The sequence below is a fragment of the Stutzerimonas kunmingensis genome, from assembly GCF_032106285.1.
Classification (GTDB): domain Bacteria; phylum Pseudomonadota; class Gammaproteobacteria; order Pseudomonadales; family Pseudomonadaceae; genus Stutzerimonas; species Stutzerimonas kunmingensis_B.
This window is the reverse complement of record NZ_DAMCPO010000020.1, coordinates 1-23119: the sequence shown is the minus strand read 5'-3', so window position 1 is coordinate 23119 and position 23119 is coordinate 1. Positions and strand designations below refer to the sequence as shown.

At 62.2% G+C, this 23119-nt stretch carries 19 protein-coding genes and 2 tRNA genes; 15 read left to right on the top strand and 6 right to left on the bottom strand.

Features of this window, described 5'->3' with window-relative positions:
- The first annotated feature begins 33 nt into the window (after positions 1-33).
- From RT582_RS15895 to RT582_RS15855, 9 genes are all read left to right on the top strand, one after another.
- Positions 34-2778 (top strand): FimV/HubP family polar landmark protein, encoded by a 2745-nt coding sequence (locus RT582_RS15895; RefSeq protein WP_313478435.1) that lies wholly within the window; start codon positions 34-36, stop codon positions 2776-2778.
- 2 nt (positions 2779-2780) lie between these two features.
- Positions 2781-3641 carry a tRNA pseudouridine(38-40) synthase TruA gene (truA, locus tag RT582_RS15890; protein WP_041014214.1) on the top strand — a complete coding sequence of 287 codons (861 nt, stop codon included), beginning with the start codon at positions 2781-2783 and terminating at the stop codon, positions 3639-3641.
- A gap of 89 nt (positions 3642-3730) precedes the next feature.
- Entirely contained in the window at positions 3731-4354 is a 624-nt protein-coding gene (locus RT582_RS15885; RefSeq protein ID WP_313478432.1) for a phosphoribosylanthranilate isomerase, read from the top strand.
- Positions 4355-4557: 203 nt separating this feature from the next.
- Positions 4558-5451, top strand: a complete 894-nt coding sequence (gene accD, locus RT582_RS15880; protein WP_014820551.1) for an acetyl-CoA carboxylase, carboxyltransferase subunit beta — start codon at positions 4558-4560, stop codon at positions 5449-5451.
- Positions 5448-6734: a bifunctional tetrahydrofolate synthase/dihydrofolate synthase gene (gene folC / locus RT582_RS15875; protein WP_313478430.1), complete on the top strand. Its 1287-nt coding sequence runs from the start codon at positions 5448-5450 to the stop codon at positions 6732-6734. Before accD ends, folC begins: the two co-directional genes overlap by 4 nt.
- On the top strand, positions 6735-7355 hold the full coding sequence (locus RT582_RS15870) for an SPOR domain-containing protein (RefSeq protein WP_312724840.1): 621 nt from the start codon (positions 6735-6737) through the stop codon (positions 7353-7355).
- Positions 7356-7453: 98 nt separating this feature from the next.
- On the top strand, positions 7454-7999 hold the full coding sequence (locus RT582_RS15865; protein ID WP_014820548.1) for a CvpA family protein: 546 nt from the start codon (positions 7454-7456) through the stop codon (positions 7997-7999).
- A 71-nt stretch (positions 8000-8070) separates the two neighbouring features.
- Positions 8071-9576 (top strand): amidophosphoribosyltransferase, encoded by a 1506-nt coding sequence (gene purF, locus RT582_RS15860; protein ID WP_313478427.1) that lies wholly within the window; start codon positions 8071-8073, stop codon positions 9574-9576.
- A 48-nt stretch (positions 9577-9624) separates the two neighbouring features.
- On the top strand, positions 9625-10836 hold the full coding sequence (locus RT582_RS15855; RefSeq protein WP_313478425.1) for an O-succinylhomoserine sulfhydrylase: 1212 nt from the start codon (positions 9625-9627) through the stop codon (positions 10834-10836).
- 70 nt (positions 10837-10906) lie between these two features.
- Here the strand turns inward: RT582_RS15855 and gspD are convergent, their stop codons facing one another.
- Both gspD and RT582_RS15845 read right to left on the bottom strand, forming a co-directional pair.
- On the bottom strand, positions 10907-12844 hold the full coding sequence (gspD, locus tag RT582_RS15850; RefSeq protein WP_313478423.1) for a type II secretion system secretin GspD: 1938 nt from the start codon (positions 12842-12844) through the stop codon (positions 10907-10909).
- A gap of 3 nt (positions 12845-12847) precedes the next feature.
- The gene (locus RT582_RS15845) at positions 12848-13492 is read right to left on the bottom strand and encodes a type II secretion system protein N (protein ID WP_023446348.1); all 645 of its coding nucleotides are present in this window, start codon (positions 13490-13492) and stop codon (positions 12848-12850) included.
- 257 nt (positions 13493-13749) lie between these two features.
- On the opposite strand from RT582_RS15845, the gene RT582_RS15840 reads away from it, so the two are divergent.
- Positions 13750-13825: transfer RNA gene (locus RT582_RS15840), tRNA-Val, on the top strand.
- Between the two features lie 36 nt (positions 13826-13861).
- Positions 13862-13938: transfer RNA gene (locus RT582_RS15835), tRNA-Asp, on the top strand.
- A 142-nt stretch (positions 13939-14080) separates the two neighbouring features.
- On the opposite strand, the gene RT582_RS15830 is transcribed toward RT582_RS15835, so the two are convergent.
- Positions 14081-14917: an isocitrate lyase/PEP mutase family protein gene (locus tag RT582_RS15830; protein WP_041014207.1), complete on the bottom strand. Its 837-nt coding sequence runs from the start codon at positions 14915-14917 to the stop codon at positions 14081-14083.
- A gap of 353 nt (positions 14918-15270) precedes the next feature.
- Between RT582_RS15830 and RT582_RS15825 the strand changes: the two genes are divergently transcribed.
- A complete protein-coding gene (locus tag RT582_RS15825; RefSeq protein WP_313478420.1) occupies positions 15271-16317 on the top strand; it encodes a threonine aldolase family protein in 1047 nt (348 codons plus the stop codon).
- A 103-nt stretch (positions 16318-16420) separates the two neighbouring features.
- Here the strand turns inward: RT582_RS15825 and RT582_RS15820 are convergent, their stop codons facing one another.
- A complete protein-coding gene (locus RT582_RS15820) occupies positions 16421-17329 on the bottom strand; it encodes a LysR family transcriptional regulator (RefSeq protein WP_313478417.1) in 909 nt (302 codons plus the stop codon).
- Between the two features lie 101 nt (positions 17330-17430).
- On the opposite strand from RT582_RS15820, the gene wrbA reads away from it, so the two are divergent.
- The 3 genes from wrbA to RT582_RS15805 all read left to right on the top strand — a co-directional run bounded on the left by wrbA (position 17431) and on the right by RT582_RS15805 (position 21702).
- Positions 17431-18057 carry an NAD(P)H:quinone oxidoreductase gene (gene wrbA, locus RT582_RS15815; protein ID WP_313478415.1) on the top strand — a complete coding sequence of 209 codons (627 nt, stop codon included), beginning with the start codon at positions 17431-17433 and terminating at the stop codon, positions 18055-18057.
- On the top strand, positions 18054-19283 hold the full coding sequence (locus tag RT582_RS15810) for an MFS transporter (RefSeq protein WP_313478411.1): 1230 nt from the start codon (positions 18054-18056) through the stop codon (positions 19281-19283). Before wrbA ends, RT582_RS15810 begins: the two co-directional genes overlap by 4 nt.
- Before the next feature lie 283 nt (positions 19284-19566).
- Positions 19567-21702, top strand: coding sequence for a putative bifunctional diguanylate cyclase/phosphodiesterase (locus RT582_RS15805; protein ID WP_313478407.1), 2136 nt, complete (start codon positions 19567-19569; stop codon positions 21700-21702).
- Here RT582_RS15805 and RT582_RS15800 read toward each other — a convergent pair.
- Together RT582_RS15800 and RT582_RS15795 are read right to left on the bottom strand one after the other, a co-directional pair.
- The gene (locus RT582_RS15800) at positions 21699-22028 is read right to left on the bottom strand and encodes a protealysin inhibitor emfourin (RefSeq protein WP_313478405.1); all 330 of its coding nucleotides are present in this window, start codon (positions 22026-22028) and stop codon (positions 21699-21701) included. The two genes, RT582_RS15805 and RT582_RS15800, sit on opposite strands and share 4 nt — an antisense overlap.
- A gap of 9 nt (positions 22029-22037) precedes the next feature.
- A complete protein-coding gene (locus RT582_RS15795) occupies positions 22038-23081 on the bottom strand; it encodes a M4 family metallopeptidase (RefSeq protein ID WP_313478505.1) in 1044 nt (347 codons plus the stop codon).
- Positions 23082-23119 lie beyond the last annotated feature (38 nt).

The following is a 23119-nucleotide window of genomic DNA, read 5'->3' as shown; positions in this document are numbered from 1 at the left end:
AGTTCGAGAAAAAGATAAACAAGGGATTAAATAATGGTTCGGGTTCGCAATCTGGTGCTGGCAATCGCGGCTGCTACCGCGCTGACTACAGAAATGGCCCACGCGCTTGGGTTGGGAGAGGTCACGCTTCAGTCGTCATTGAATCAACCGCTGATCGCGGAAATCGAGCTGCTGGATGCAAACAGCCTGGCGCCCGGGGAGGTGATCCCGGTATTGGCCTCGCTCGAAGAATTCAATCGCGCCGGTATTGATCGCCAGTACTTTCTGACGGACCTGAAATTCACTCCAGTGCTGCGTCCGAACGGAAAGAGCGTCATTCAGGTTTCGTCCAGCAAGCCGGTACGCGAACCCTATCTCAATTTTCTCGTAGAGGTGCTCTGGCCAAGTGGGCGCCTGCTCCGTGAGTACACCCTGCTGCTCGATCCGCCACTCTATTCACCGGAAACCGCAGCGGCCGCAGCACCGCAGTTGCCCATTTCCGCTCCGTCCCGAACAGTAGAGCCAGTACGCTCTGCGCCAGCTCGTCCGTCTACAACGCGCTCGACCGCAGTTCAGCCGGTAAGCGCGCCGCAGAGCGGCGGTAGCGAGTACAAGACCTCTGCGCGCGACACTCTCTGGGAGATCGCGGAGCGCAATCGTCGCAATGGAACGGTTCATCAGGCGATGCTGGCTATTCAGGATCTCAATCCTGATGCTTTCATTGGCGGCAATATCAACCGGATGAAGAGCGGACAGGTACTTCGTCTGCCGGATGCCGAGCAGATATCGACCCGCTCTCAGGCCGAAGCGATCGCTCAGGTCGCGGAGCAGAATGCGGCATGGCGACAGGGTAGTGGTGGCGCGGTTGCAGGCGCTCGCCAACTGGACGCGACCCGTCGTACTGAAGCTGGAGCAGCACCGTCGCGTAGCGAGTCTCGTGACAGCCTCCGCCTGGTGGCGGCTGATGCGGGCAAGGAAACTGCCGGCTCCGACACCGGGTCTGCCGAAGGCGGTCAGGCCTTGCGTGACAAGCTGGCGGTGACCCAGGAGAGTCTGGACTCCAGCCGTCGTGAGAACGACGACCTCAAGGATCGTCTGAATGATCTACAGGGGCAGCTGGAAAAGCTGCAACGGCTTATGCAGCTCAAGGATGACCAGCTTGCCAAGCTGCAGGCCCAGGTCGGTGCCGAAGGCCAGGCGCTGGACGCCAACGCCAGCCAGCCTGCTGCCGCAAAAACAGAGCCCCAGGCAACTGAAGGTAGCACGCAAGAGCCGGCCCGCGCTGACGGTGACACCCAGGCTGATTCTGCTGTTGATACCCGGCAGGAACCTGCTCCAGTCGTAGCTCCGGCAACGGCCGAGCAGTCTGCGGCGTCCAAGCCTGCTGCAAAGCCAGCCAGCCCAGCGAAACCGGTCGCACCTGTTGTTGAGCCTGAGCCCAAGAGCCTGATTGACGATCTGCTGTCCAATACCTTGCTGCTCGGTGTCGTCGGCGGTAGTGCCCTGTTGCTGTTACTGCTGGGTCTGATGGCTCTTTCGCGCCGCAATGCGATGAAAGAGGCGGAGCTGCAGGAAAGTCTGATGGCGGATGACACGGTCGACGATCTGCGAGTGGAATCGCCCGCGTACGTCGATCTGGGGCAGGAGCATCAACTTGAACCGACTTCCTTCCATGCCGACGCTCCGGCTGCGTCGGATGAGCTGACTTCCACTACAGGTGATGCATTGGCCGAGGCGGACATCTACATCGCTTACGGCCGCTTCAATCAGGCTGCAGAACTGCTACAAAACGCCCTTAATGACGAGCCTCAGCGGAGCGATCTGCGGCTGAAGCTGATGGAAGTGTATGCGGAGCTTGGCAATCGCGATGGCTTCGCCCGTGAAGAAGCTGAGCTACGTGAAATCGGCGGCGCTACCACCGAAGTCGAACAGCTGAAGTACAAGTATCCCGCCATGGCCGCGGCGATCGGAGGCTCGGCAGCTGTCGCCGCCACTCATATGGACATGGACAGCCTCGACCTTGATGATCTTCAGCTCGACGAGCCGGCCGCTCCGGCGGCAGGGCAGGATCTGGACGATGCATTCGACCTCAGCCTGGATGATCTGGACATCGATCTGAACGAGGAGCGTCCGGCTGCACCTGCGGACGACTCTTTGGACTTCGACGACCTGACGCTGGATGAGCCGGTTACCGAGCGTGAGGCCTCGCCTGCAGCCAGCGATTTCTCCTTCGATCTCGCAGAAGATAAGTCTGCGCAAGAGGCCGAGCAGGACGATCTTTCCGATTTCTCGTTCGATCTGGACAGCGACAAAGGAACGGAGCAAGCCCCCACAGAGTTTTCGCTCAATCTCGACGAGGAGCCGGTTGAAGGTCCTGCCGCGTTTGAAAGTGATGATCTCGATTTCGAACTGTCGGAGCCTGTAGCGAATCCGAGCGACGATTTGCCCGAAGGGTTCGATATTTCGCTGGATGAGCCCGAGTTTGAGGCGCAACCGGAAACCTTTGCCGACAAGCTGAACGAGGTGGAGGCTGATCTGGATGATCTGTCCAAGGAACTGGAGGAGCCGGCCACTGCTCCTGCTGACAACTTGGCTACGACTGACGCCGACGGCGGTGGGGAGGACGACTTCGATTTCTTCTCCGACACCGACGAAACTACCACCAAGCTGGATCTCGCCAGAGCCTATATCGACATGGGCGACGCTGAAGGTGCACGCGACATCCTGGATGAAGTGATTTCCGAGGGTAGCGATGTCCAGCAGCAAGAGGCGCGAGAGATGCTCGCCAAACTAGCCTGATCATGACCCAAGCAGTACCCCAAACGGCAGCCGAAATGGCTGCCGTCGGCGTTTCCAGGATCGCGCTTGGCGTCGAATACAAGGGATCGCGCTATCGCGGATTTCAGCGTCAGCGCGCCGGTGTGCCATCCATTCAGGAATCACTCGAAACCGCGTTGACCAAAGTGGCGGGTGGTCACTCCGTCACGCTGAGCTGTGCAGGTCGCACAGACGCGTTGGTCCATGCCAGCGGGCAGGTCGTGCACTTCGACACGCCGGTCTCGCGAACCATGCACGCATGGGTGATGGGCGCGAACATGAACCTGCCATCCGACATCAGCGTCACCTGGGCGAAGGAGATGCCGCGTCATTTCGATGCGCGCTTCAGCGCGATGGCTCGTCGTTATCGCTATGTGATCTACAACGATCAGATACGGCCGGCGCACATGGCCGAAGAGGTTACCTGGAACCATCGCCCACTCGATATCGAGCGTATGCGTGCCGCTGCCACGGCGTTCGTGGGAACACATGATTTCAGTGCCTTCCGGGCCAGGCAGTGTCAGGCCAAGTCGCCGATCAAAACCATTCATCACCTGGAGCTGCTGGAGCACGGCCGGCTGATCGTCATAGATGTTCGGGCCAATGCCTTTCTGCATCATATGGTGCGCAACTTCGCTGGCGTTCTGATGACCATTGGTGCGGGTGAGCGGCCAGTGGAATGGGCTGCGCAAGTGCTGGAGTCTCGTGTGCGCCGAACGGGCGGAGTGACAGCGCACCCGTACGGGCTCTATCTCATCGAGGTCGATTATCCCGAAGAGTTCGAGCTGCCGAAGCGCTATCTCGGTCCGCACTTCCTGTCGGGTTTGCCGGACGTTCGTCGCTAATGAATTAGGCAGGAGCCGTTTTGCCTATTCGCTTGCAGGTGGCAGGTCTTTTGTTACCATCCGGTTTCTTTTTTGGCAGGTAGCATCCGTTGTCAGTCGTTCGCAGCAAAATATGCGGGATCACTCGCGTCGACGACGCCTTGACAGCAGCCAAGGCGGGCGCCGATGCCATCGGCCTGGTTTTCTATGCCAAGAGTCCGCGTGCCGTCGATGTGCGGCAGGCGCGTGAGATCGTCGCGGCATTGCCACCGTTTGTCACGACGGTAGGCCTGTTCGTCAACGCCAGCCGCTGCGAGATCAACGAGATACTCGACGCCGTTCCGCTGGACATGCTGCAGTTTCACGGCGATGAAACACCGGCGCAGTGCGAGGGGTTTCATCGGCCGTGGTTCAAGGCGCTACGGGTAGGGAACGGCGAGGATATCGAGGCTCAAGTCGCGCGTTATGCAAATGCCAGCGGCATCCTTCTGGATACTTTCGTGGCAGGGGTGCCGGGTGGGACGGGCGAACGCTTCGATTGGTCGCTGATCCCGGCGGCGCTGGCCAAGCCGCTGATTCTGGCAGGTGGGCTGACCGCCGAGAATGTTCAGCAAGCCATTGCCCAGGTTCGTCCGTACGCAGTGGATGTCAGCGGCGGGGTGGAGGCGAGCAACGGCGTCAAGGATGCTTCCAAGGTGATGGCCTTTGTCGGTCAGGTTCGATCGGCTATGTGACGCCTGGGCAGCCTTTGCCGTCCAGTAACGAGTCGCTGGTGAGACCAGTAGCGTGATTCCTTGCCTGAAGGAGTCGGAGTTTCGCGGCTGCGCCGATAGGCGCATCGCTCACGCGACCAAGAGCGCCTGATACGCGTGGTCGCAACAATGAATCTGCCTGCAGCGCGAGTGCGCTCGGGACTGAAGCTTTGGAGAACAAGAGCATGAGCAACTGGCTGGTAGACAAACTGATCCCTTCGATCATGCGGTCGGAGACGCAAAAGAGCTCGGTCCCCGAAGGCCTTTGGCACAAGTGCCCCTCTTGCGAGGCGGTTCTATACCGCCCTGAGCTGGAAAAGACGCTCGATGTTTGCCCCAAGTGCCAGCATCACATGCGCATCGATGCCCGTAGCCGGCTCGATATCTTCCTCGATGCCGAGGGCCGCGAAGAGATCGCTGCCGAGCTGGAGCCGGTCGACCGCCTGAAGTTCCGTGATAGCAAGAAGTACAAGGATCGCCTCTCTGCAGCACAGAAGCAGACCGGCGAGAAAGATGCGCTGATCGCAATGAGCGGAAAGGTCGTCAACATCCCGGTCGTGGCTTGTGCATTCGAATTCTCGTTCATGGGTGGCTCCATGGGAGCAATCGTTGGCGAGCGTTTCGTGCGGGCCGCCAATGTTGCTCTTGAAAAGCGTTGCCCGCTGGTGTGCTTCTCCGCGTCAGGCGGTGCCCGGATGCAGGAAGCTCTGATCTCCCTGATGCAGATGGCAAAGACTTCCGCCGTGCTGGCCCGCATGCGTGAAGAGGGCCTGCCGTTTATCTCCGTACTGACCGATCCGGTCTACGGTGGTGTGTCTGCGAGTCTGGCGATGCTTGGTGATGTGATCGTCGCCGAGCCCAAGGCATTGATCGGCTTCGCCGGCCCGCGAGTGATTGAGCAGACCGTACGAGAAAAACTGCCGGAAGGCTTCCAGCGCAGCGAGTTCCTGCTGGACCATGGTGCTATCGATCTGATCATTCATCGCTCCGAACTGCGTACTCGCTTGTCGCGCTTGCTGGCCCAGATGCAGAAATTGCCAAGCCCGGTGGAACCCGCCCAGGTAACGGCTACTGCATGACCGGTCGGAGTCTGGCCGACTGGCTCGCCTATCTCGAGCAGCTGCATCCCACTGCCATAGACATGGGCCTGGACAGGGTCCGAGCGGTGGTGGGACGGCTTGGCCTGACACGGCCGGCTCCGCTGGTGATTACCGTCACGGGTACGAATGGCAAAGGCTCTACCTGCGCGTTCATCGCTGCTCTGTTGAGCAGTCGGGGGTACAAGGTCGGTAGCTACAGCTCGCCGCATCTTCTGCGTTACAACGAGCGCGTTCAGTTCGACGGGCATCAGGCCAGCGATGACCAGCTTTGCCAGGCCTTTTCCGCGGTGGAGGCGGCGCGAGGCGAGGTTTCGCTGACCTATTTCGAAATGGGCACACTTGCAGCCTTCTGGCTGTTCGAGCAGAGCGGGCTCGACGCCGTGGTACTGGAAGTCGGTCTTGGTGGCCGTCTCGATGCCGTCAACGTCATTGACGCGGATCTGGCGGTGATCACCAATATCGGACTCGATCATGCTGATTGGCTGGGTGATACCCGCGACAGCGTTGCGTATGAAAAGGCCGGGATCATGCGCGACGGAGTCCCCGCGCTTTGTGGCGATCTGGATGTTCCGGGGCCATTGCTTGAGCACGCAGAGTCCCTGAAATCACCGCTGTTTCTGCGCGGAAGAGATTTCGACCTGGCGCTTGATCCCCACTCCTGGCATTGGCGGGGCGTCGGGCCTGGCGGCGAGCCGTTGGAGCTGCATGACCTGCCGCTGCTGTCATTGCCGATGGAGAACGCTGCACTTGCCCTGCAAGCCTATGCCACGCTTGCCTTGCCATGGGAGCCGGCGGCGTTGTCCGCGGCGCTTCAGCGGACACGCGTTGTAGGGCGACTCGATAGTCGGCAGATCAGCTGGCGCGGCCGCGAGATCGCGCTGGTGCTGGACGTTGGACATAATCCTCATGCTGCAAGCTACCTCGCGCAACGCCTTGAGCAGCGGCCAGTAGATGGTCGTCGCTTGGCTGTTTTTGGTCTGCTGGCGGATAAGGATCTCAACGGTGTGCTCGAAGCGATGTCCTCGTGCATCGCTGATTGGGCCGTCGCTCCACTGCCTACGCCGCGAACGCAATCAGCTACACAATTGGCTGCAGCGCTGCTTGAGCGGGGCGCGTCGGTCAGCCAGTATGCGAGCTTCGAGCAGGCGCTCGATGCTCAATGCGCGAAGGCCGAAGCCGATGATGAAGTAGTGGTTTTCGGATCGTTCTACTGCGTGGCGGCGGCGCTTGACTGGCTGGAACAACGGGCGGGGGAGAGTTGAATGGCGATGCTGGATAAGGGATTGCTGCAGCGTATGGTTGGCGCTCTGGTGTTGATTGCGCTGGCGGTCATATTCGTGCCTATGCTGTTCAATCGTGAGGACGATCTGCGCCACGTCACCGTCGATGCGCCCACCATCCCTGCTGCACCGGCACCGGCTGAAATCGAGATGCAGGAGGTCGAAGTGCCAGAGCCAGCGTCGGAGCCTGAAGGTTTCGAGATCATCGAGGAAGGTGCCGAGGCAGAAGCGGCATCACCCGTCGGTGAGCAGGCTTCGGAGCCGATCGAGCCGGTCGCTCCGAGCGAGCCTGCGCCAGCTGCGCAGCCGCCGGTGGAACAGCCGCAGGCAGCGAAAGTCGAGCCACGGCTCGATAACGACAACCTGCCGGTCAGCTGGTCGATCCAACTCGCCAGCCTGTCCAATCGCGCCAGCGCCGAAAGCCTGCAGCAGACCTTGCGTTCGCAGGGCTACAACGCCTACATCCGCACTGCGGATGGTATGAATCGCGTCTTCGTCGGACCGCTGGTGGAGCGCAGCGAAGCGAATCGGCTTCGCGACGTGTTGCAGCGCCAGCAGAAACTCGATGGCTTCGTCGTTCGTTTCAAGCCGGAAGGAAGCTGAATCGTTGAGGCGCTGGCCGGGGTACTGACGACAGGCCCCGGCTGCGGAGTTGCCGTCGGGTAGTCAGCGCGTATTCCTGGCGCTCCTGCTCTGCTAAAATGCGCCGCCTTTTCCCCATTGCAGAAGACATCGTGGCATTCACCTGGGTCGATTGGGCCATCATCGCCGTCATTGCAGTATCGAGCCTGATCAGCTTGAAGCGTGGTTTCGTGAAAGAAGCGCTTTCGCTGGTCACCTGGATCGTTGCCGGTGTGGTCGCATGGATGTTTGGTGGTGCGTTGTCCCACCATCTCGCGGAATACATCAGCACGCCCTCGGCGCAAGTCATCGCAGCCTGCGCGTTGCTGTTCGTGGCTACCTTGCTGGTAGGAGCACTGGTTAATTTTCTGATCGGCGAGCTGATCAGAGTGACGGGGTTGTCCGGCACCGATCGCTTTCTCGGCATGGTGTTTGGTGCGGCACGGGGTGGTCTATTGGTGGTGGTGCTCGCCGGATTGCTGAGCCTGGCTCCGGTCGAGCAGGACCTCTGGTGGCGCGAGTCGACGTTATTGCCGCACTTTCTCCTGATCGCCGATTGGTCAAAGAACCTCATTCTAGGGTTCAGCGGCCAGTGGTTCGCCGGATCACTCAACCCGCCCGGTTGAGTCCCTTTTTCTACGGATGCTCGGCCTGCCGTCGTATCCGGTCTGCCTGTAATAACTGAGAGGTTCCTTGCATGTGTGGCATTGTCGGCATCGTCGGTAAGTCGAACGTCAATCAGGCGCTGTATGACGCGCTTACCGTACTGCAGCACCGCGGCCAGGATGCAGCCGGTATCGTCACGAGCCATGACGGCCGGCTGTTTCTGCGCAAGGATAACGGCCTGGTTCGCGACGTCTTTCAGCAGCGCCATATGCAGCGCCTGGTCGGCAACATGGGGATCGGCCACATCCGTTACCCCACCGCGGGGAGCTCCAGTTCCGCCGAGGCACAGCCGTTCTACGTCAACTCGCCTTACGGCATTACCCTGGCGCACAACGGCAACCTGACCAATGTCGATCAGCTGACCAAGGAGATCTACGAGTCGGATCTGCGCCATGTGAATACCAGCTCCGACTCGGAAGTGCTGCTCAACGTGTTCGCCCACGAACTTGCCGTGCGCGGCAAGCTGCAGCCGACCGAGGAGGACGTCTTCGCCGCGGTGAGCAAGGTTCACGAGCGCTGCCGCGGTGGCTACGCGGTAGTGGCGATGGTCACCGGTTACGGCATCGTCGGCTTCCGCGACCCCAATGCGATTCGCCCGATCGTGTTCGGCCAGCGCCATACCGACGAAGGCGTCGAGTACATGATCGCCTCCGAAAGCGTATCGCTCGACGTGCTCGGCTTTACCCTGATACGCGACCTGGCGCCGGGCGAAGCGGTTTACATCACGGCTGACGGCAAGCTCTTCACCCGCCAGTGCGCGGATGTGCCGAAACTTGCACCCTGCATCTTCGAGTACGTTTACCTGGCGCGTTCCGACTCCCTGATGGATGGTGTCTCGGTTTACAAGGCTCGGCTGCGCATGGGTGAGAAGCTGGCGGACAAGATCCTGCGCGAGCGTCCAGAGCACGATATTGACGTGGTCATCCCGATTCCCGACACCAGCCGTACCGCTGCGCTGGAGCTGGCCAATCGCCTCGGTGTGAAGTTCCGCGAAGGCTTCGTCAAGAACCGCTACATCGGTCGTACTTTCATCATGCCCGGCCAGGCCGCGCGGAAGAAATCGGTACGGCAGAAGCTCAATGCCATCGACCTCGAGTTCCGTGGAAAGAACGTGATGCTGGTGGATGACTCCATCGTGCGCGGCACCACCTGCAAGCAGATCATTCAGATGGCGCGCGAGGCAGGGGCGAAGAACGTCTACTTCTGTTCCGCTGCGCCGGCAGTTCGTTATCCGAATGTGTACGGCATCGACATGCCCAGTGCGCACGAGCTGATCGCGCACAACCGCACCACCGAAGAGGTCGCCGAGCTGATCGGTGCCGACTGGCTGATCTATCAGGATCTGGAAGACCTGATCGACGCGGTTGGTGGCGGCAAGGTGAAGATCGACAACTTCGATTGCGCGGTTTTCGATGGCAACTACATCACTGGTGACATCGACGAAGCCTATCTGCACAAGATCGAGCAGGCCCGCAATGATCTGAGCAAGGTCAAGACCAACGCGGTCAGCGCCATCATCGATCTCTACAACAACTGATTCATGCCGGCGTGGCAGCTTCGGCTGCCCGCGGCCGAGGTAAGAGCTATGACGACTGAATGGGATGCCGGACGGCTGGACAGCGATCTTCAAGGCGTCGGGCTCGATACGCTTGCGGTACGCGCCGGGCAACGGCGCACACCGGAAGCCGAACACGGTGAGCCGCTGTTCTTCACTTCCAGTTACGTGTTTCGCAGTGCCGCCGATGCGGCGGCGCGCTTCGCCGGTGACGTGCCGGGCAATGTCTATTCGCGTTACACCAATCCCACCGTTCGTGCGTTCGAAGAGCGTATGGCGGCGCTCGAGGGCGCAGAGCAGGCGGTCGCCACGGCATCCGGCATGGCGGCCATCCTCGCCACCGTGATGAGCCTGTGCTCGGCAGGCGATCACGTGCTGGTCTCGCGCAGCGTATTCGGCGCCACCGTTTCCTTGTTCGAGAAGTACTTCAAGCGTTTCGGTGTGCAGGTCGACTATGTGCCGCTCACCGATTTTGCCGCCTGGGAGTCCGCTTTCAAGGAGAACACCAAGCTGGTGTTCGTCGAATCGCCATCCAATCCCTTGGCAGAGTTGGTGGACATCGCCGCACTGGCGCAGCTTTGCCACGCCAAGGGCGCGATGTTGGCCGTCGACAACTGCTTCTGCACACCGGTATTGCAGCAGCCGCTGGCACTGGGTGCCGATATCGTCATTCATTCCGCGACCAAGTACATCGATGGTCAGGGCCGTTGCCTGGGCGGTGTGATTGCAGGTCGCAGCGAGCAGATGAAGGAACTGGTCGGATTTCTGCGTACCGCCGGCCCGACGCTCAGTCCGTTCAATGCCTGGGTCTTCCTCAAGGGATTGGAAACGTTGCGGCTGCGCATGCAGGCGCACTGTGCCAGCGCTCAGGAGCTTGCCGAATGGCTCGAGCAGCAGCCCGGTATCCAGCGCGTCTACTATGCGGGTTTGTCCAGCCATCCACAGCACGAGCTGGCCAAGCGTCAGCAGAAGGGGTTCGGTGCGGTGGTGAGCTTCGAGGTTGCTGGAGGCAAGGAGGCCGCGTGGCGCTTCATCGATGCGACTCGACTGATCTCGATTACGGCCAATTTGGGCGATAGCAAGACCACCATTACCCATCCTGGCTCGACCACTCATGGTCGGCTGTCCGCCGAGGATCGCGCGACCGCAGGCATTTCGGACAGTCTGATTCGGGTAGCGGTGGGGCTGGAAGATGTCGCTGACCTCAAGGCCGATCTGACTCGCGGTCTCGCAGCGCTCTAGATCAACTCATCAGGATGCCGCCGTGCCCGGCCTGCGCAAGCAGGTCGGGCACGAACGCTTGTGCCCTTTTTCACTGACGCAGATCGATAGCCGGTGCGGGCTCGCCCCGTCCGTCGAACAGCTGCGCGGGATTCGCCGGCAGGATGCTGGGGCTGGCCGAATCCGTTTCGATGACCCGAATATCGCTGTATTTCTTCCCGGAAAGAGCCGCCAGGCCGGCACGGTCGCGAATGACCGTAGGTCGCAGAAACACCATCAGGTTGCGTTTGACGTGGGTTTCCTGAGTCGAGCGGAATAGGGCACCCAGAAACGGAATGTCTCCGAGTAGCGGCACCTTGGCGTTGGTGCGGGTGACGTCGTCCTGGATCAGGCCGCCAAGCACGATGACCTGGCCATCTTCGGCAAGGATGGTGCTTTTGATGGCGCGCTTGTTGGTCACCAGGTCCACCGCCTGGGCCGTCAGGCTGGCGCTGGGCGCGATCGAGGAGATCTCCTGCTCGATCTGCAGGCGTAGCGTGGCGCCTTCGTTGATGTGCGGAGTCACCTTGAGGGTCACCCCGATGTCCTGGCGCTCGATGGTGGTGAAGGGGTTGTTCGCGCCCGCCGCATCGGTGGTGTAGGAGCCCGTCTGGAACGGGACGTTCTGGCCGACAAGAATCTCGGCTTCCTGGTTATCTAGCGTCAGCAGGCTCGGCGTTGACAGCAGATTGCTCTTGCTGTTGGACGAGAGTGCGGTAATCAGCGCGCCGAAACTGCGAGTTCCAACGCCGATGATTGCGCCGTCGGGCAGGTTCTCCGGGATCTCGTTCTCGTTGATGGCATTGAGTACGCTGCCGACCGAAATACCGGTGTTGCCAAAGCTGACGCCACCGGCTCCACCAGTGCCTCCGCGCGCGTCGACCGCCCATTGCACGCCGAGGGCGTCGGTGATGTCGCCGGAAACCTCGACGATAGCCGCTTCGACCATGACCTGCGCACGGGGAACATCCAGCTGGCGAACGATGCTTTCCAAAGTGCCGATCAGCTCTGGATCAGCGAGAAGGACCAGCGCGTTCAGGCTTTCGTCGGCGCGGATGAGGATGTTTTGCGGTCGGGCAGTGGTGGCGGATTCGCCGCTTTCGGGGTTTTTCAGACCTTCGGAAATATCACCCAGGGTCTCGGCCAGGGATTTCGCATCGTTGTGGCGCAAACGGATAACGCGCGTGTTGGCCGAACGCGTGGTTGGCGTGTCGAGCGATTGGGCCAGTGCCGCCAGCTTGCCACGGGCCTCGCTGGGGCCAATGAAGATCAATCGGTTGGTGCGTGAATCGGCGATGATCTGCACGCCGGAGGTGGTTTTCGCATCACCGCGCATCAGCGAGTTGCGCAGCACTTCAGCGATATCCATCGCCCAGCCGTGCTGCAGACTGAGCACGGCGTAATCGTTGCTCTCAGCACGATCGAGCTGGCGCACCAGGTCCTCAATGCGCGCGATATTGGCGCTGCGATCACTGATGATCAGTGCATTGGCCGACGACACCGCAGCAAGATGGCCGAACTGCGGGACAAGCGGGCGGATCAGGGGTATCAGTTCGGCCGCGGAAGTGTGCTGCACCTGGATCACCCGTGTTTCCAATTGGTCGCCGCCGGTAGGCCCGCTGCCGGCTTCGGCCTTGGCCTCTGCATTCGGAACTACTCGGGCGACATCGCCTTGGGTCAGCACGCTGAACCCGTGCGTCGCCATGACCGAGAGGAACAGCTGATACACCTCGCTCAGCGACAGCGTGGCATTGGATACCACGCTGACTTGCCCCTTCACTCGCGGATCGACGATGAACGTCTGTCCGCTGAGCTGGCTGATCTGATCGATGAAGGCGCGGATATCCGCGTCCTTGAGATTGATGGTCCAGCCGTCCTGTTGATTGGGGCTTGGCTCGATACCGGGTTCGACGGCAAGCAAAGGCAGAGGGGCGGCCAGCAGGCCGGTGGCGAGCAGGGCAAGCAACGGGCGCGAAAAAGGCTTCGGCATCGGTCAATTGTCTTCCGTGGGCTGATCGTTGGCGGGGGCGGCATCGGGTTGGTTGACGGCTTCTTCCAGCTGCTGACGCAAGGCGTCCATCTGCTGCTGCATCAGCTGCGTCTCCTCGTCCGGTGGCTCGGCATAGGGTGGTTGATCCTGATAGGGCGCTTCGGTCATCTCCTCGGGAATGTAGCTGGGCGAGCGTACCTGAGGAAAATGCAGCACTTCGACGGCGCCGTTGCGCGCTAGCTCCACGCGATCAGGGTAGACCTGATGCAGACTGACGCCACTGGCCAGCTCTTCGCCCTGCCAGTAGAGCCGTGGCGGCTGCCCGTCGACTTGAACAATGGCGCTTGAGCGCTGCGGGTCCATGTGCACGAAGCTGCCGCGCAGGGTAAAGCCGCTGGCAGCCGCGGTGGGCGCGTAGGAGTCAGAAGGGGCCGCCGAGCCGAACAGTATTTCCAGCCGCTGCATATCGGGCTGACCCAGATTGCCGGCTTGTTGTTCATAGACGTCGGTGGGGGTAGGCGCGCGAGACAGGTTCATCCATTGCTCGATCTGCATCGCGAGGTAGAGCGCGAACACGCAGAGCAGCACGGTACTGATAATGAGTGGGACGTAGCGGCGGTAGTTGTCCAGTTTTCCCGGCAGTGGCAAGCGAAATACTCCGTGGCGCTTTTGTTGTTCGGTTCCCTAGTACGCGGGTTGCCTCTGTCAGGCGATACAGCACTTTTAGAACACTTTCGCGGAGGCCGCAGCGAATTTACAGGTGCTCTTGGTGAATCGATGGTGCAGGACCAAGGTTACAAAGTGACGCGGCAGCTCCTGTTGACCACGGTTCCATAAAAAAAATTCAATGTTATTGTTGACTTAGCGTAGGGGGCTGAGTAAATTGCGCGCCTCGCAAGGCGATCGGCTGATTAGCTCAGCTGGGAGAGCACCTGCATCACACGCAGGGGGTCGGCGGTTCGATCCCGTCATCAGCCACCACCTTTGTGAGATTTCGGACGAAAGTCCGGCCGACGCGCAGCGGTAGTTCAGTCGGTTAGAATACCGGCCTGTCACGCCGGGGGTCGCGGGTTCGAGTCCCGTCCGCTGCGCCATATCCCTCCACTCACTTCCTTTAGAAGTGATGAGACAAGAGAAGCTGCCCAAGGGCAGCTTTTTTTGTGCCTGTCGAATAGCGATGTGATTGGTGAACCCTGCACTATCCAATCCCCGTCGGCGACCCGTTTCGGCGGAATCCTATGGCCTCTCGCATTTGCCAAACAGCGCGTCGAGCTCCGCTCCAGAGGCTGCGTTGGCAAAACCATCGAATCGTCCATGCTCGGCGATGGACCGTGCCGCCTGCAGAAAACCGGCCCACGCCGCTCTGGCCAATGCGCCGCCGACGCTGATGCGTCTGACGCCTAGGTCGGCGAGGTCCTGCACGGTCAGGTCGCTGTTCCAGCCAATCAGCACATTGACCGGCTTTGGCGAGGCTGCCGCGATGACGGCGCTGATCTGCTCGCGGGTTCTCAGGCCTGGTGCGTACAGGCAGTCGGCGCCTGCATCGGCATAGGCTTTCAGGCGTGCAAGGGTGTCGTCGAGATCAGGCCGATCGACGAAGAAGTTCTCGGCGCGGCCAATCAGCAGTGTTTCGCCTCCGGTAGCGTCGATCGCCTCACGCGCGGCGCACATTCGTTCGGTGGCCTCGGCAAGCTCGCGCAACGGCTCGCGCGGGTCACCTGTGGAGTCCTCGATGGAAATACCCGCGACGCCGGTTCCGACCGCCATGTGCACGCTTTCGGCCACGCCGTCGGGCGTATCGGCGTAGCCACTCTCGAAATCGGCGTTCACCGGCAGATGGGTGGCTTGGACCATGTAGCGCATATGGGCCAGGACCTCGTCCCGCGGCATCTGACCGTCGGCGCGGGCACACGACCAGGCGTAGCCGGAGCTGGTCGTAGCCAGCGCCTTGAAACCGAGGCCTGCGAGGACGCTCGCGCTGCCGGCGTCCCATGGGTTGGGCAGGACAAAGCAGCCGGACTGGTGCAGCGCACGAAAGGCAGCACGTTTTTGCGACACACTGGGATGGACCATGAACCCTCCTGGTTGGTGAGATGGGTGGGGCACGACGCTTTTCGATTCGCCGCAGCGCGTCGTCAAAGACTAGATGGGATTCAGCGTGCCGTGGTTTTCAGAACACGCGCTGCAGGGTGCCACAGCGTTACTGAATTTCCCTGTGGGCGACCGTGAAATGTGCCGCCGTGATATCCGCGCTGGGCGCTTCGCTGTGCTAAGACGTTGCGTGGAGGCTGACGAGGGCGGGGCGGGGCGGCGCCGGCATCACCCCGTACATGCTCGCCTGACACTCCGTTTGCGCTCGCGTGTCCGGGCTTCTACAACGTAACGTGCAGCCACCAACCGCCCGGCAATGCCATAACGAGGATTTGATGACGACCGACAAGCAGCAATTTGCCAGCGACAACTATTCCGGCATCTGCCCTGAAGCCTGGGAAGCCATGGCGAGGGCGAACCAAGGCCACGACAGGGCGTACGGCGACGACCAATGGACAGCCCGCGCGGCTGATCACTTCCGCGCACTGTTCGAGACCGACTGCGAGGTGTTCTTCGCCTTCAACGGTACAGCGGCCAATTCCCTGGCGTTGTCGTCCCTTTGCCAGAGCTACCACAGCGTGATCTGCGCCGACATCGCCCACGTCGAGACGGACGAATGCGGCGCGCCGGAGTTCTTCTCCAACGGCTCCAAGCTGCTGCTCAGCAGGACCGAGCAGGGCAAGCTGACGCCTGCTGCCATTCGCGAGATCGCGCTGAAGCGCAAGGACATCCATTACCCCAAGCCACGCGTGGTCAGCCTGACCCAGGCCACGGAAGTCGGTACCGTCTACCAGCCCGCCGAGCTGCGTGCCATCAGCGACACCTGCAAGGACCTCGGGCTGCACCTGCACATGGACGGCGCGCGCTTTGCCAATGCCTGCGCTCACCTGGGCATGTCGCCCGCCGAACTGAGCTGGAAAGCCGGCGTCGATGTGCTCTGTTTCGGTGGCACCAAGAACGGCATGGCGGTCGGCGAGGCCATCCTGTTCTTCAATCGCGAACTGGCCACCGATTTCGAGTACCGCTGCAAGCAGGCTGGCCAGCTTGCCTCCAAGATGCGATTTCTGTCGGCACCGTGGGTCGGGCTTCTGGAAAACGGCGCCTGGCTGAGATACGCCGAACACGCCAACCGTTGTGCCCAGCTGCTGGCCGAGTCGATTCAACCGTTGCCTGGCGTCGAGTTGATGTTTCCGGTGCAGGCCAATGGCGTCTTCGTCAGCCTGCCGCCATCGGCACTGGAGGCGCTCAGGAACCGCGGCTGGATGTTCTACACCTTCATCGGCGTCGGCGGTGCGCGCTTCATGTGCTCGTGGGACACCAGCGAAGCGCGGGTACGCCAGCTGGCCGATGACATACGTGCGGCCGTAACCGACGCCCTGTAGCTGCCGACGATGTGCCCGCTCGCGAAGTGGCCTCGGCAATACGCGGGCAGCGGCTACTGAGCGCTGCTCATTTGGATAAGGTTGGACGAGCACTGTCGTGAGGCTAGATGCTGGCTTGCTCGAGCAAGGCGCGGCGGAACGCCTGTGCCACAGGCCCGAGTGGCTCATCCAGCCGGTGCGCCAGGTAGGCTTCGGATTGCACCTCGCTGTTTCTGCCAAGGTCGGGAATGGCGACGCGCGCCAGCCGCCCTGAAGCCAGATCCTCCTCAACCAGCCATGCCGGGAGCCGTCCCCAGCCGAGTCCGGCGCGAATCAGTGCGACCTTCGCTTCCTGGGTATTCACCCGACAGGTGAAGGGCGACAGAACGCCGAATGAGCGGCCCTCGGAGAGTGGCGTGGGATCGGCAAGCACGATCTGCAGATGGCCGGCGAGATCCGGCACGCCGGGTGGCGCACGGCTACCGAGTTCGGCCAGCGGATGATCGCTGCGTACGACGGCAATCTGCGCAATCGAGCCAATCGCCTCCAGCGCCAGCCGGGGATTGCGAAAATCCTCGCCGACGATGATCGCGAGCGTGCAGCGCCTCTCATCCAGCGCTGCGATGGGGCCACCCAGGGCCTGTGACTCCAGGCGAAAGCTGGTGGAAGGAAAGTCGACGCTGGCCCGGGTAATGGCGAGCGCCACCGATTCGATCGGAAACAGCGTATCCACCACCAGGGTCAGTTCCAGCTCGACACCCGCACCCAGCGCCCGCGCCCGAGCACGCATGGCATCGGCGCGCAGCAGGATGTCGCGTGCGTGGGCCAGCAGTGCCTGACCTTCCTGAGTGAGGACAGGGCGGTAGCCGCTGCGATCAAACAGCTGCAGGCCCAGTTCCGTCTCCAGATTCGCGATGGCATGGCTGATGGCCGATTGCACGCGCAGCAGCCGTGCCGCGCCGGACCGAAAGCTGCCGCTGTCGGCCACGGTTACGAACGTACGAATCTGATCCAGTGTCATGCCATCGAGCATGATCTGCTCCATAGATCGAGTTGATCGAAATTTAATCACTCCGCGAGAGCGTTTTTAGTCATTAGCCTGGCTCCAGTCAATGCCATCGGAGGACTGCAGCAATGACGAACGTACTGGTGCTCTATTACTCATCCTACGGGCATGTCGAAGCACTTGCCGATGCCGTCGCCGAAGGCGCACGCGAAGCGGGTGCGTTGGCCGAGGTCAAACGGGTGCCCGAACTCGTTCCGCAAGAGGTCGCGCAGAATGCGGGGTACAAGATGGACCAGCCCGCGGATACGGCGACCGTGGCGGAACTGCCGAACTACGACGCCATCGTGATCGGCACGCCGACGCGTTTCGGCAACATGGCTGCGCAGATGAAGAACTTTCTCGATCGATGTGGCGGGCTATGGGCCGAGGACCGGCTGGTCGGCAAGGTGGGCAGCGTGTTCACCTCGACCGGCAGCCAGCACGGGGGCCAGGAGAGCACGATTCTGGCAACGCACACCGTACTGCTTCATCTGGGGATGGTTGTGGTCGGGCTGCCGTACAGCTTCAAGGGGCAGCTGCGGATGGATGCCATAACCGGTGGCACGCCCTATGGCGCCTCGACACTGGCCGATGACGGCAGCGGCGGTGACCGCCAGCCGAGCGAAAATGAACTGCAGGGCGCCCGTTACCAAGGCTGGCACGTCGCTCGCGTGGCCGCCGCACTCGCCGCCAACCCGGTCGGGGTGCCGGAATGAATGTCGCCCGGCAGCTCCGCGCGAGGCTGGTCGTCTGGATCGTGCTCGGCTGCGGGGTCGTGGCGGCTTTGCACTTGGGCAAGGCTGCCATTGCCACGCCGTTGCTACAGGCGGACCTTGGGGTCGATCTCGCCGAGGCCGGCTGGCTGACCGGCATATTCGCGGTGCTCGGCTTGCTTGGGGGTGCGGCGGCCGGTGCGGTGGTGGCAGCAGTCGGAGATCGGCGGTCCCTGCTGCTGGGGCTCGGGGTAACCGCGGTTGCCGGCGTCGCGGGCGCCGCCGCGCCGTCATTCGCGCTGCTGCTGATTTCCCGGCTGCTGGAAGGACTCGGATTCCTGCTCATCATCGTCGCCGGGCCGGCGATTCTGGAACGCCTGACGACCGGCGCTGCGCGGGACAGCGCCTTCTCGCTGTGGAGTTGCTTCATGCCGAGCGGGATGGCGCTGGCCATGGTCGCCGGGCCGCTGTTCCAGACATGGCAGGGATTGTGGTGGACGGGTTCGGCGGTGGCGGTAATCGCCGCGGTGGCGGCGGGCTGCTGCATACCCGCTGGCGTTTCGTCTGGCATGCCCGGACGGCTACTGGGAAATATTCGGCGCGTGCTGTTTTCCCGAGCCAGCGTTTTGCTGGCGGTTGGTTTCGCGCTGTACAGCCTGATGTTCTTCGCCCTGTTCAGCTTTCTGCCGGTTCTGCTGATGGAGCGTATGGATATTTCATATCGGAGTGCGGGGCTGTTGAGCGCACTGGCCAGTGTGGTCAATGTCAGCGGCAACCTTGCTGCTGGCTATCTGCTCACGCGCGGCGCCGGGCGTGGTTCGCTGATCCTGTTTGCCAGCGGCGTCATGGGGGCGTCCGGAATAGGCATATTCCTGGGCTGGTTCGAACCGCAGGCGACCTTCCTGCTGTGCCTGCTGTTTTCAGCCGTGGGTGGGTTGATCCCGGCCACGCTGCTGGCATCCGCACCGTTGGCTGCGCGGGACACCCTCCTCGTTCCAATTGCTGTCGGCCTGATGATGCAGGGCAGCAACCTGGGACAACTGCTGGGCCCGGTAGTGGTCGGCGGCGTGACCGCGGCTTTCGGTTGGAACGCCGCCGGCCCCGTCGTGTTGCTTGCGGCGCTGGCCGCTGGCGTGACTGCGCTTCTTTTGCCAGCAGCACTGCAGCGCAGCGAGCCGGCGAAGGAGGGTAGCCCTGAGCGTTCCAGAAGCGGCGACGTCCAGTGCTGATCCGATGCGTGCCGAGCCGCGCTTGGATAGCAGGCACCATGGCAGAACAGGATGAGGCGATCCGGTGCCCTGAAATGGGGCTCGGCTGTGACCGGTACGTCACATTATGGTGCGCGGTTCCTGGCCGGAGGCGGGACGAGGGCTCGACGGGTGGCCATGTGCCATCAATGGAGCGTTTCTTGCTGCGCATCGGTTTTCTGCCTTTCCTGCAGACCTCCGGGCGACAGCCTCAACATTGTCGCGGCTCCGGGTCATGCAGGATAACCACTTCAAGCCCAGATCAATGACCCAAGAACTCTCTGCCAGAACCAACCGCCGGAGCAGTCTGCTCACCTGTGAGGTGCTGGACCGCTCGCGTGTGCTCGACACGCTGGTCAACAACCTCGAAGGCATGGCCTACCGCTGCCGCAACGACGCGCCCTGGACGATGATCTTCGTCAGTCAGGGCTCGCAAGGCTTGTGCGGCTACAGTGCTGCGGATCTGGTCGACGACAACGGCATCTCATGGGACCGGATCACCCATCCGGATGACCGGCTTCGCGTCCGCCGCTGCATCGATAATGCTGTCGCCGGAATGGGGCGATTCACCGTGCATTACCGGATCCGCACCGCCGCGGGGCACCTCAAATGGGTCATCGAGCGCGGCGTCGCGGTGCCCGATGAGCAGGGCGAGATCGTGGTGGAGGGCTTCATCGAGGACATCACCGCCCAGAAGGCCGTGCTCGAAGCGCTGGAGCAGGCCGAACTGCGTTATCGCAGCATCTTCGAGAACGCTTCGGAGGGCATTTTCCAGTCCACCCGCGATGGCCGCTATCTGGCCGCCAATCCTGCGTTGGCGCGCATTTACGGATACGACAGTGCGTCCGAGCTGGTGGCCGATCTCGCTGACATAGAGCGTCGCCTGTACGTCGAGGGTGGGCGTCGCGAAGTGTTCTGCCAGCTGATGGAGCAACAGGGCGAGGTGCTCAACTTCGAGTCCGAGGTCTATCGGCGCAACGGCACACGCATTTGGATATCCGAGAACGCGCACGTGGTGCGAGGCGCCAGCGGCGAGTTCATCTGCTACGAAGGCACCGTGCAGGACATCTCCGAGCGCAAGCATTATCAGCAGCAGCTCGAACGTCAGGCCAACCATGATCTGCTGACCGGCCTGCCCAATCGCATCCTGCTCAACGACCGCATCGAGCAGGGCCTGGCCCGTGCGGCTCGCCTGGGCTACTACCTGACGCTGGTATTCATCGACCTGGACAACTTCAAGTTCATCAACGACGGGCTCGGGCATGTCGCTGGTGACGAGCTGCTCAAGAGTATTGCGGCGCGGCTGGCCGGTAGCCTGCGCAGCTCCGACACCGTGGCGCGGGTCGGTGGGGATGAATTCGTGCTGGTGCTCAGCGATCACTACCGCATCAGCACAGTGATCTCGCTATTGGAGCGTGTGCTGAACGAAATCCGCCGGCCGGTCATGCTCGCCGGTCGCGAGTTTCAGGTCGGCGCCAGCCTGGGTGTGGCGATGTTCCCCGACGACGGCGAGGATGCACAAAGCTTGCTCAAACACGCCGATATCGCCATGTACGCGGCGAAGAAGCGTGGCCGCAACAATTTCCAGTTCTTCACCCACGATCTCAACCGGATCGCCGATGAGCGTCTGAATCTCGAGGCCGCCATGCGCGTGGCGCTGGAGCGCAACGAGTTGTCGGTGCACTACCAGCCGAAGGTCGATGCGACGCGGCGGATTGTCGGTGTCGAGGCGCTGGCGCGCTGGACCCATGCGGAGCTGGGGGTGATAGGGCCTGATCGCTTCATCCCGGTGGCGGAGGAGAGCGGGCTGATCATGCCGCTGACCCTGGCCATCCTGCGTCGCGCCTTCACCGATGCGCGGCAATGGAACGAGGGACGCGGCACGCCGCTGCTGATTGCGGTGAACCTGTCACCGCTACTGTTTCTTGGCGACGATGTGGTCGAACGCATCCTCGCGGTGCTCGACGAAATAGGGCTGCCGCCGACCCAGGTGGAGCTGGAAATCACCGAAACGGTATTCCTCGGAGACGGCACCCGCGCGGTGTCCATCCTGGCCGAGTTCAAGGCGCGGGGCTTTCGCCTGGCGATGGACGATTTCGGTACCGGCTACTCGGCGCTCAGTTATCTGCGGCGTTTTCCGCTGGACATCATCAAGATCGATCGATCGCTGGTCACCGGACTCGAACAGGAGGAGGAAGTGGCGATGATCGCCCGTGCCGCCATATCGCTGGGCAAGAGTCTGCACAAGACGGTGGTCGCCGAAGGGGTCGAGAACGCCGCGCAGTTCGACTTCCTGCGTCGCAACGGTTGCGACGAGTTCCAGGGCTACCTGCTCTCACGCCCGCTGCCGGCGGCGCAGATCACCGCATTGCTTGCGGACGGCGGCGTGATCCGCTTCTAGCTGTCGCCGGGGATGGCGCCGTTCTGCCAGAGCTGCATCAGTTCCTGTGGCGCTCGGTCCTCGGCGATCTGCAGGATCAGTTCGGCGTCGGTGTCCTCGCGTCGGTAGTGCAGTTCGACCCGGAAGAAGCGCTGATCGCCGGCACCGACGTTCTTGCTGGCGACCGGCAGGCAGCGTTCGACCACCGAACAGAGGCCGCGGCGCTGCTCGGCATCGCAGTCGGAGAATTCGATCTGCCGGGTTCGCGCCAGGCCTGGCGCCGCGACGAAACCGCCCTGGCGCGATACGCGCAACGAGGTTTCCGGTCCCAGTGCTGGCATCTTCATCCTGCCTCCTCAGCGCAGTGCTACGCCCACTGACGTCCAGGCTTCATACAGCGCCTGAACCTGAGACGACTGGCGACCGAACAGCTGCGCCGCGTGGTTCAGCGTCACACCGGCGAAGGTTGCGAAGTCCGCATCATTGGGCAGTTGTGGATCACAGATGGTGGCGTACCAGATTCGTCCGGCCTGCTCCCAAGCGTAACCACCCAGCGCCATGGCCGCGAGGTAGAAGGCGCGGTTGGGAATGCCGGAGTTGAGGTGTACGCCACCGTTGTCGTCGCGGGTCTCGATGAAGTCGCGCATGTGCGCAGGCTGCGGGTCGCGACCGAGCAGCGGATCGTCGTAGGCGGTGCCCGGGTTGGCCATGGAACGCAGGGCGACGCCGTTGACCTTGTCGGTGAGCAGTTCGGCGCCGACCAGCCAGTCGGCCTCCGCCGCAGTCTGGCCGAGCGCGTGCTGTTTGGTCAGCACGCCGAACACGTCCGACACCGATTCGTTGAGCGCTCCTGGCTGGTTGAAATAGACCAGCCCGGCTTCGCTCTCGATCAGGCCGTGGGTCAGTTCGTGGGCGACCACGTCCAGCGAGCGGGTGAAGCGCTGGAACAGCTCACCGTCGCCATCGCCGAACACCATCTGCTCGCCGTTCCAGAAGGCGTTCTCGTAGCCCTGGCCGTAGTGCACGGTGCCGATCAACGGCATCCCCAGGTCATCGATCGAGTCGCGCTGGAAAACCTGCCAGAAGAATGTGTAGGTCGCGCCGAGCGCGTCGTAGGCTTCGTCCACCGCAACGTCGCCGGAGGCCGGCTGGCCTTCGCGACGTCGCAGGGTGCCCGGCAGCTGCATCTGCTGCTCGGCGTCATGGATTCGTCGTTGTGCGTGGCCGGGCGTGCGCAGCTCGCCAAGCTCGGCGATGGCTGTGGGTCGTGGCGGGCCGGGGTTGGGCAGCAGGCTCTGCACGTGGTGCAACGTCTGTTGAGCGCAGCCGCGCTGGTAGGGCGAGCCGCGGTCGATGATGCGCTCGAGAATGTATGGCGGGATGAAGGTGTGAATCGGCACCGGTGGTACTCCAAGGCTGACGCGGCCACGACCAGCAT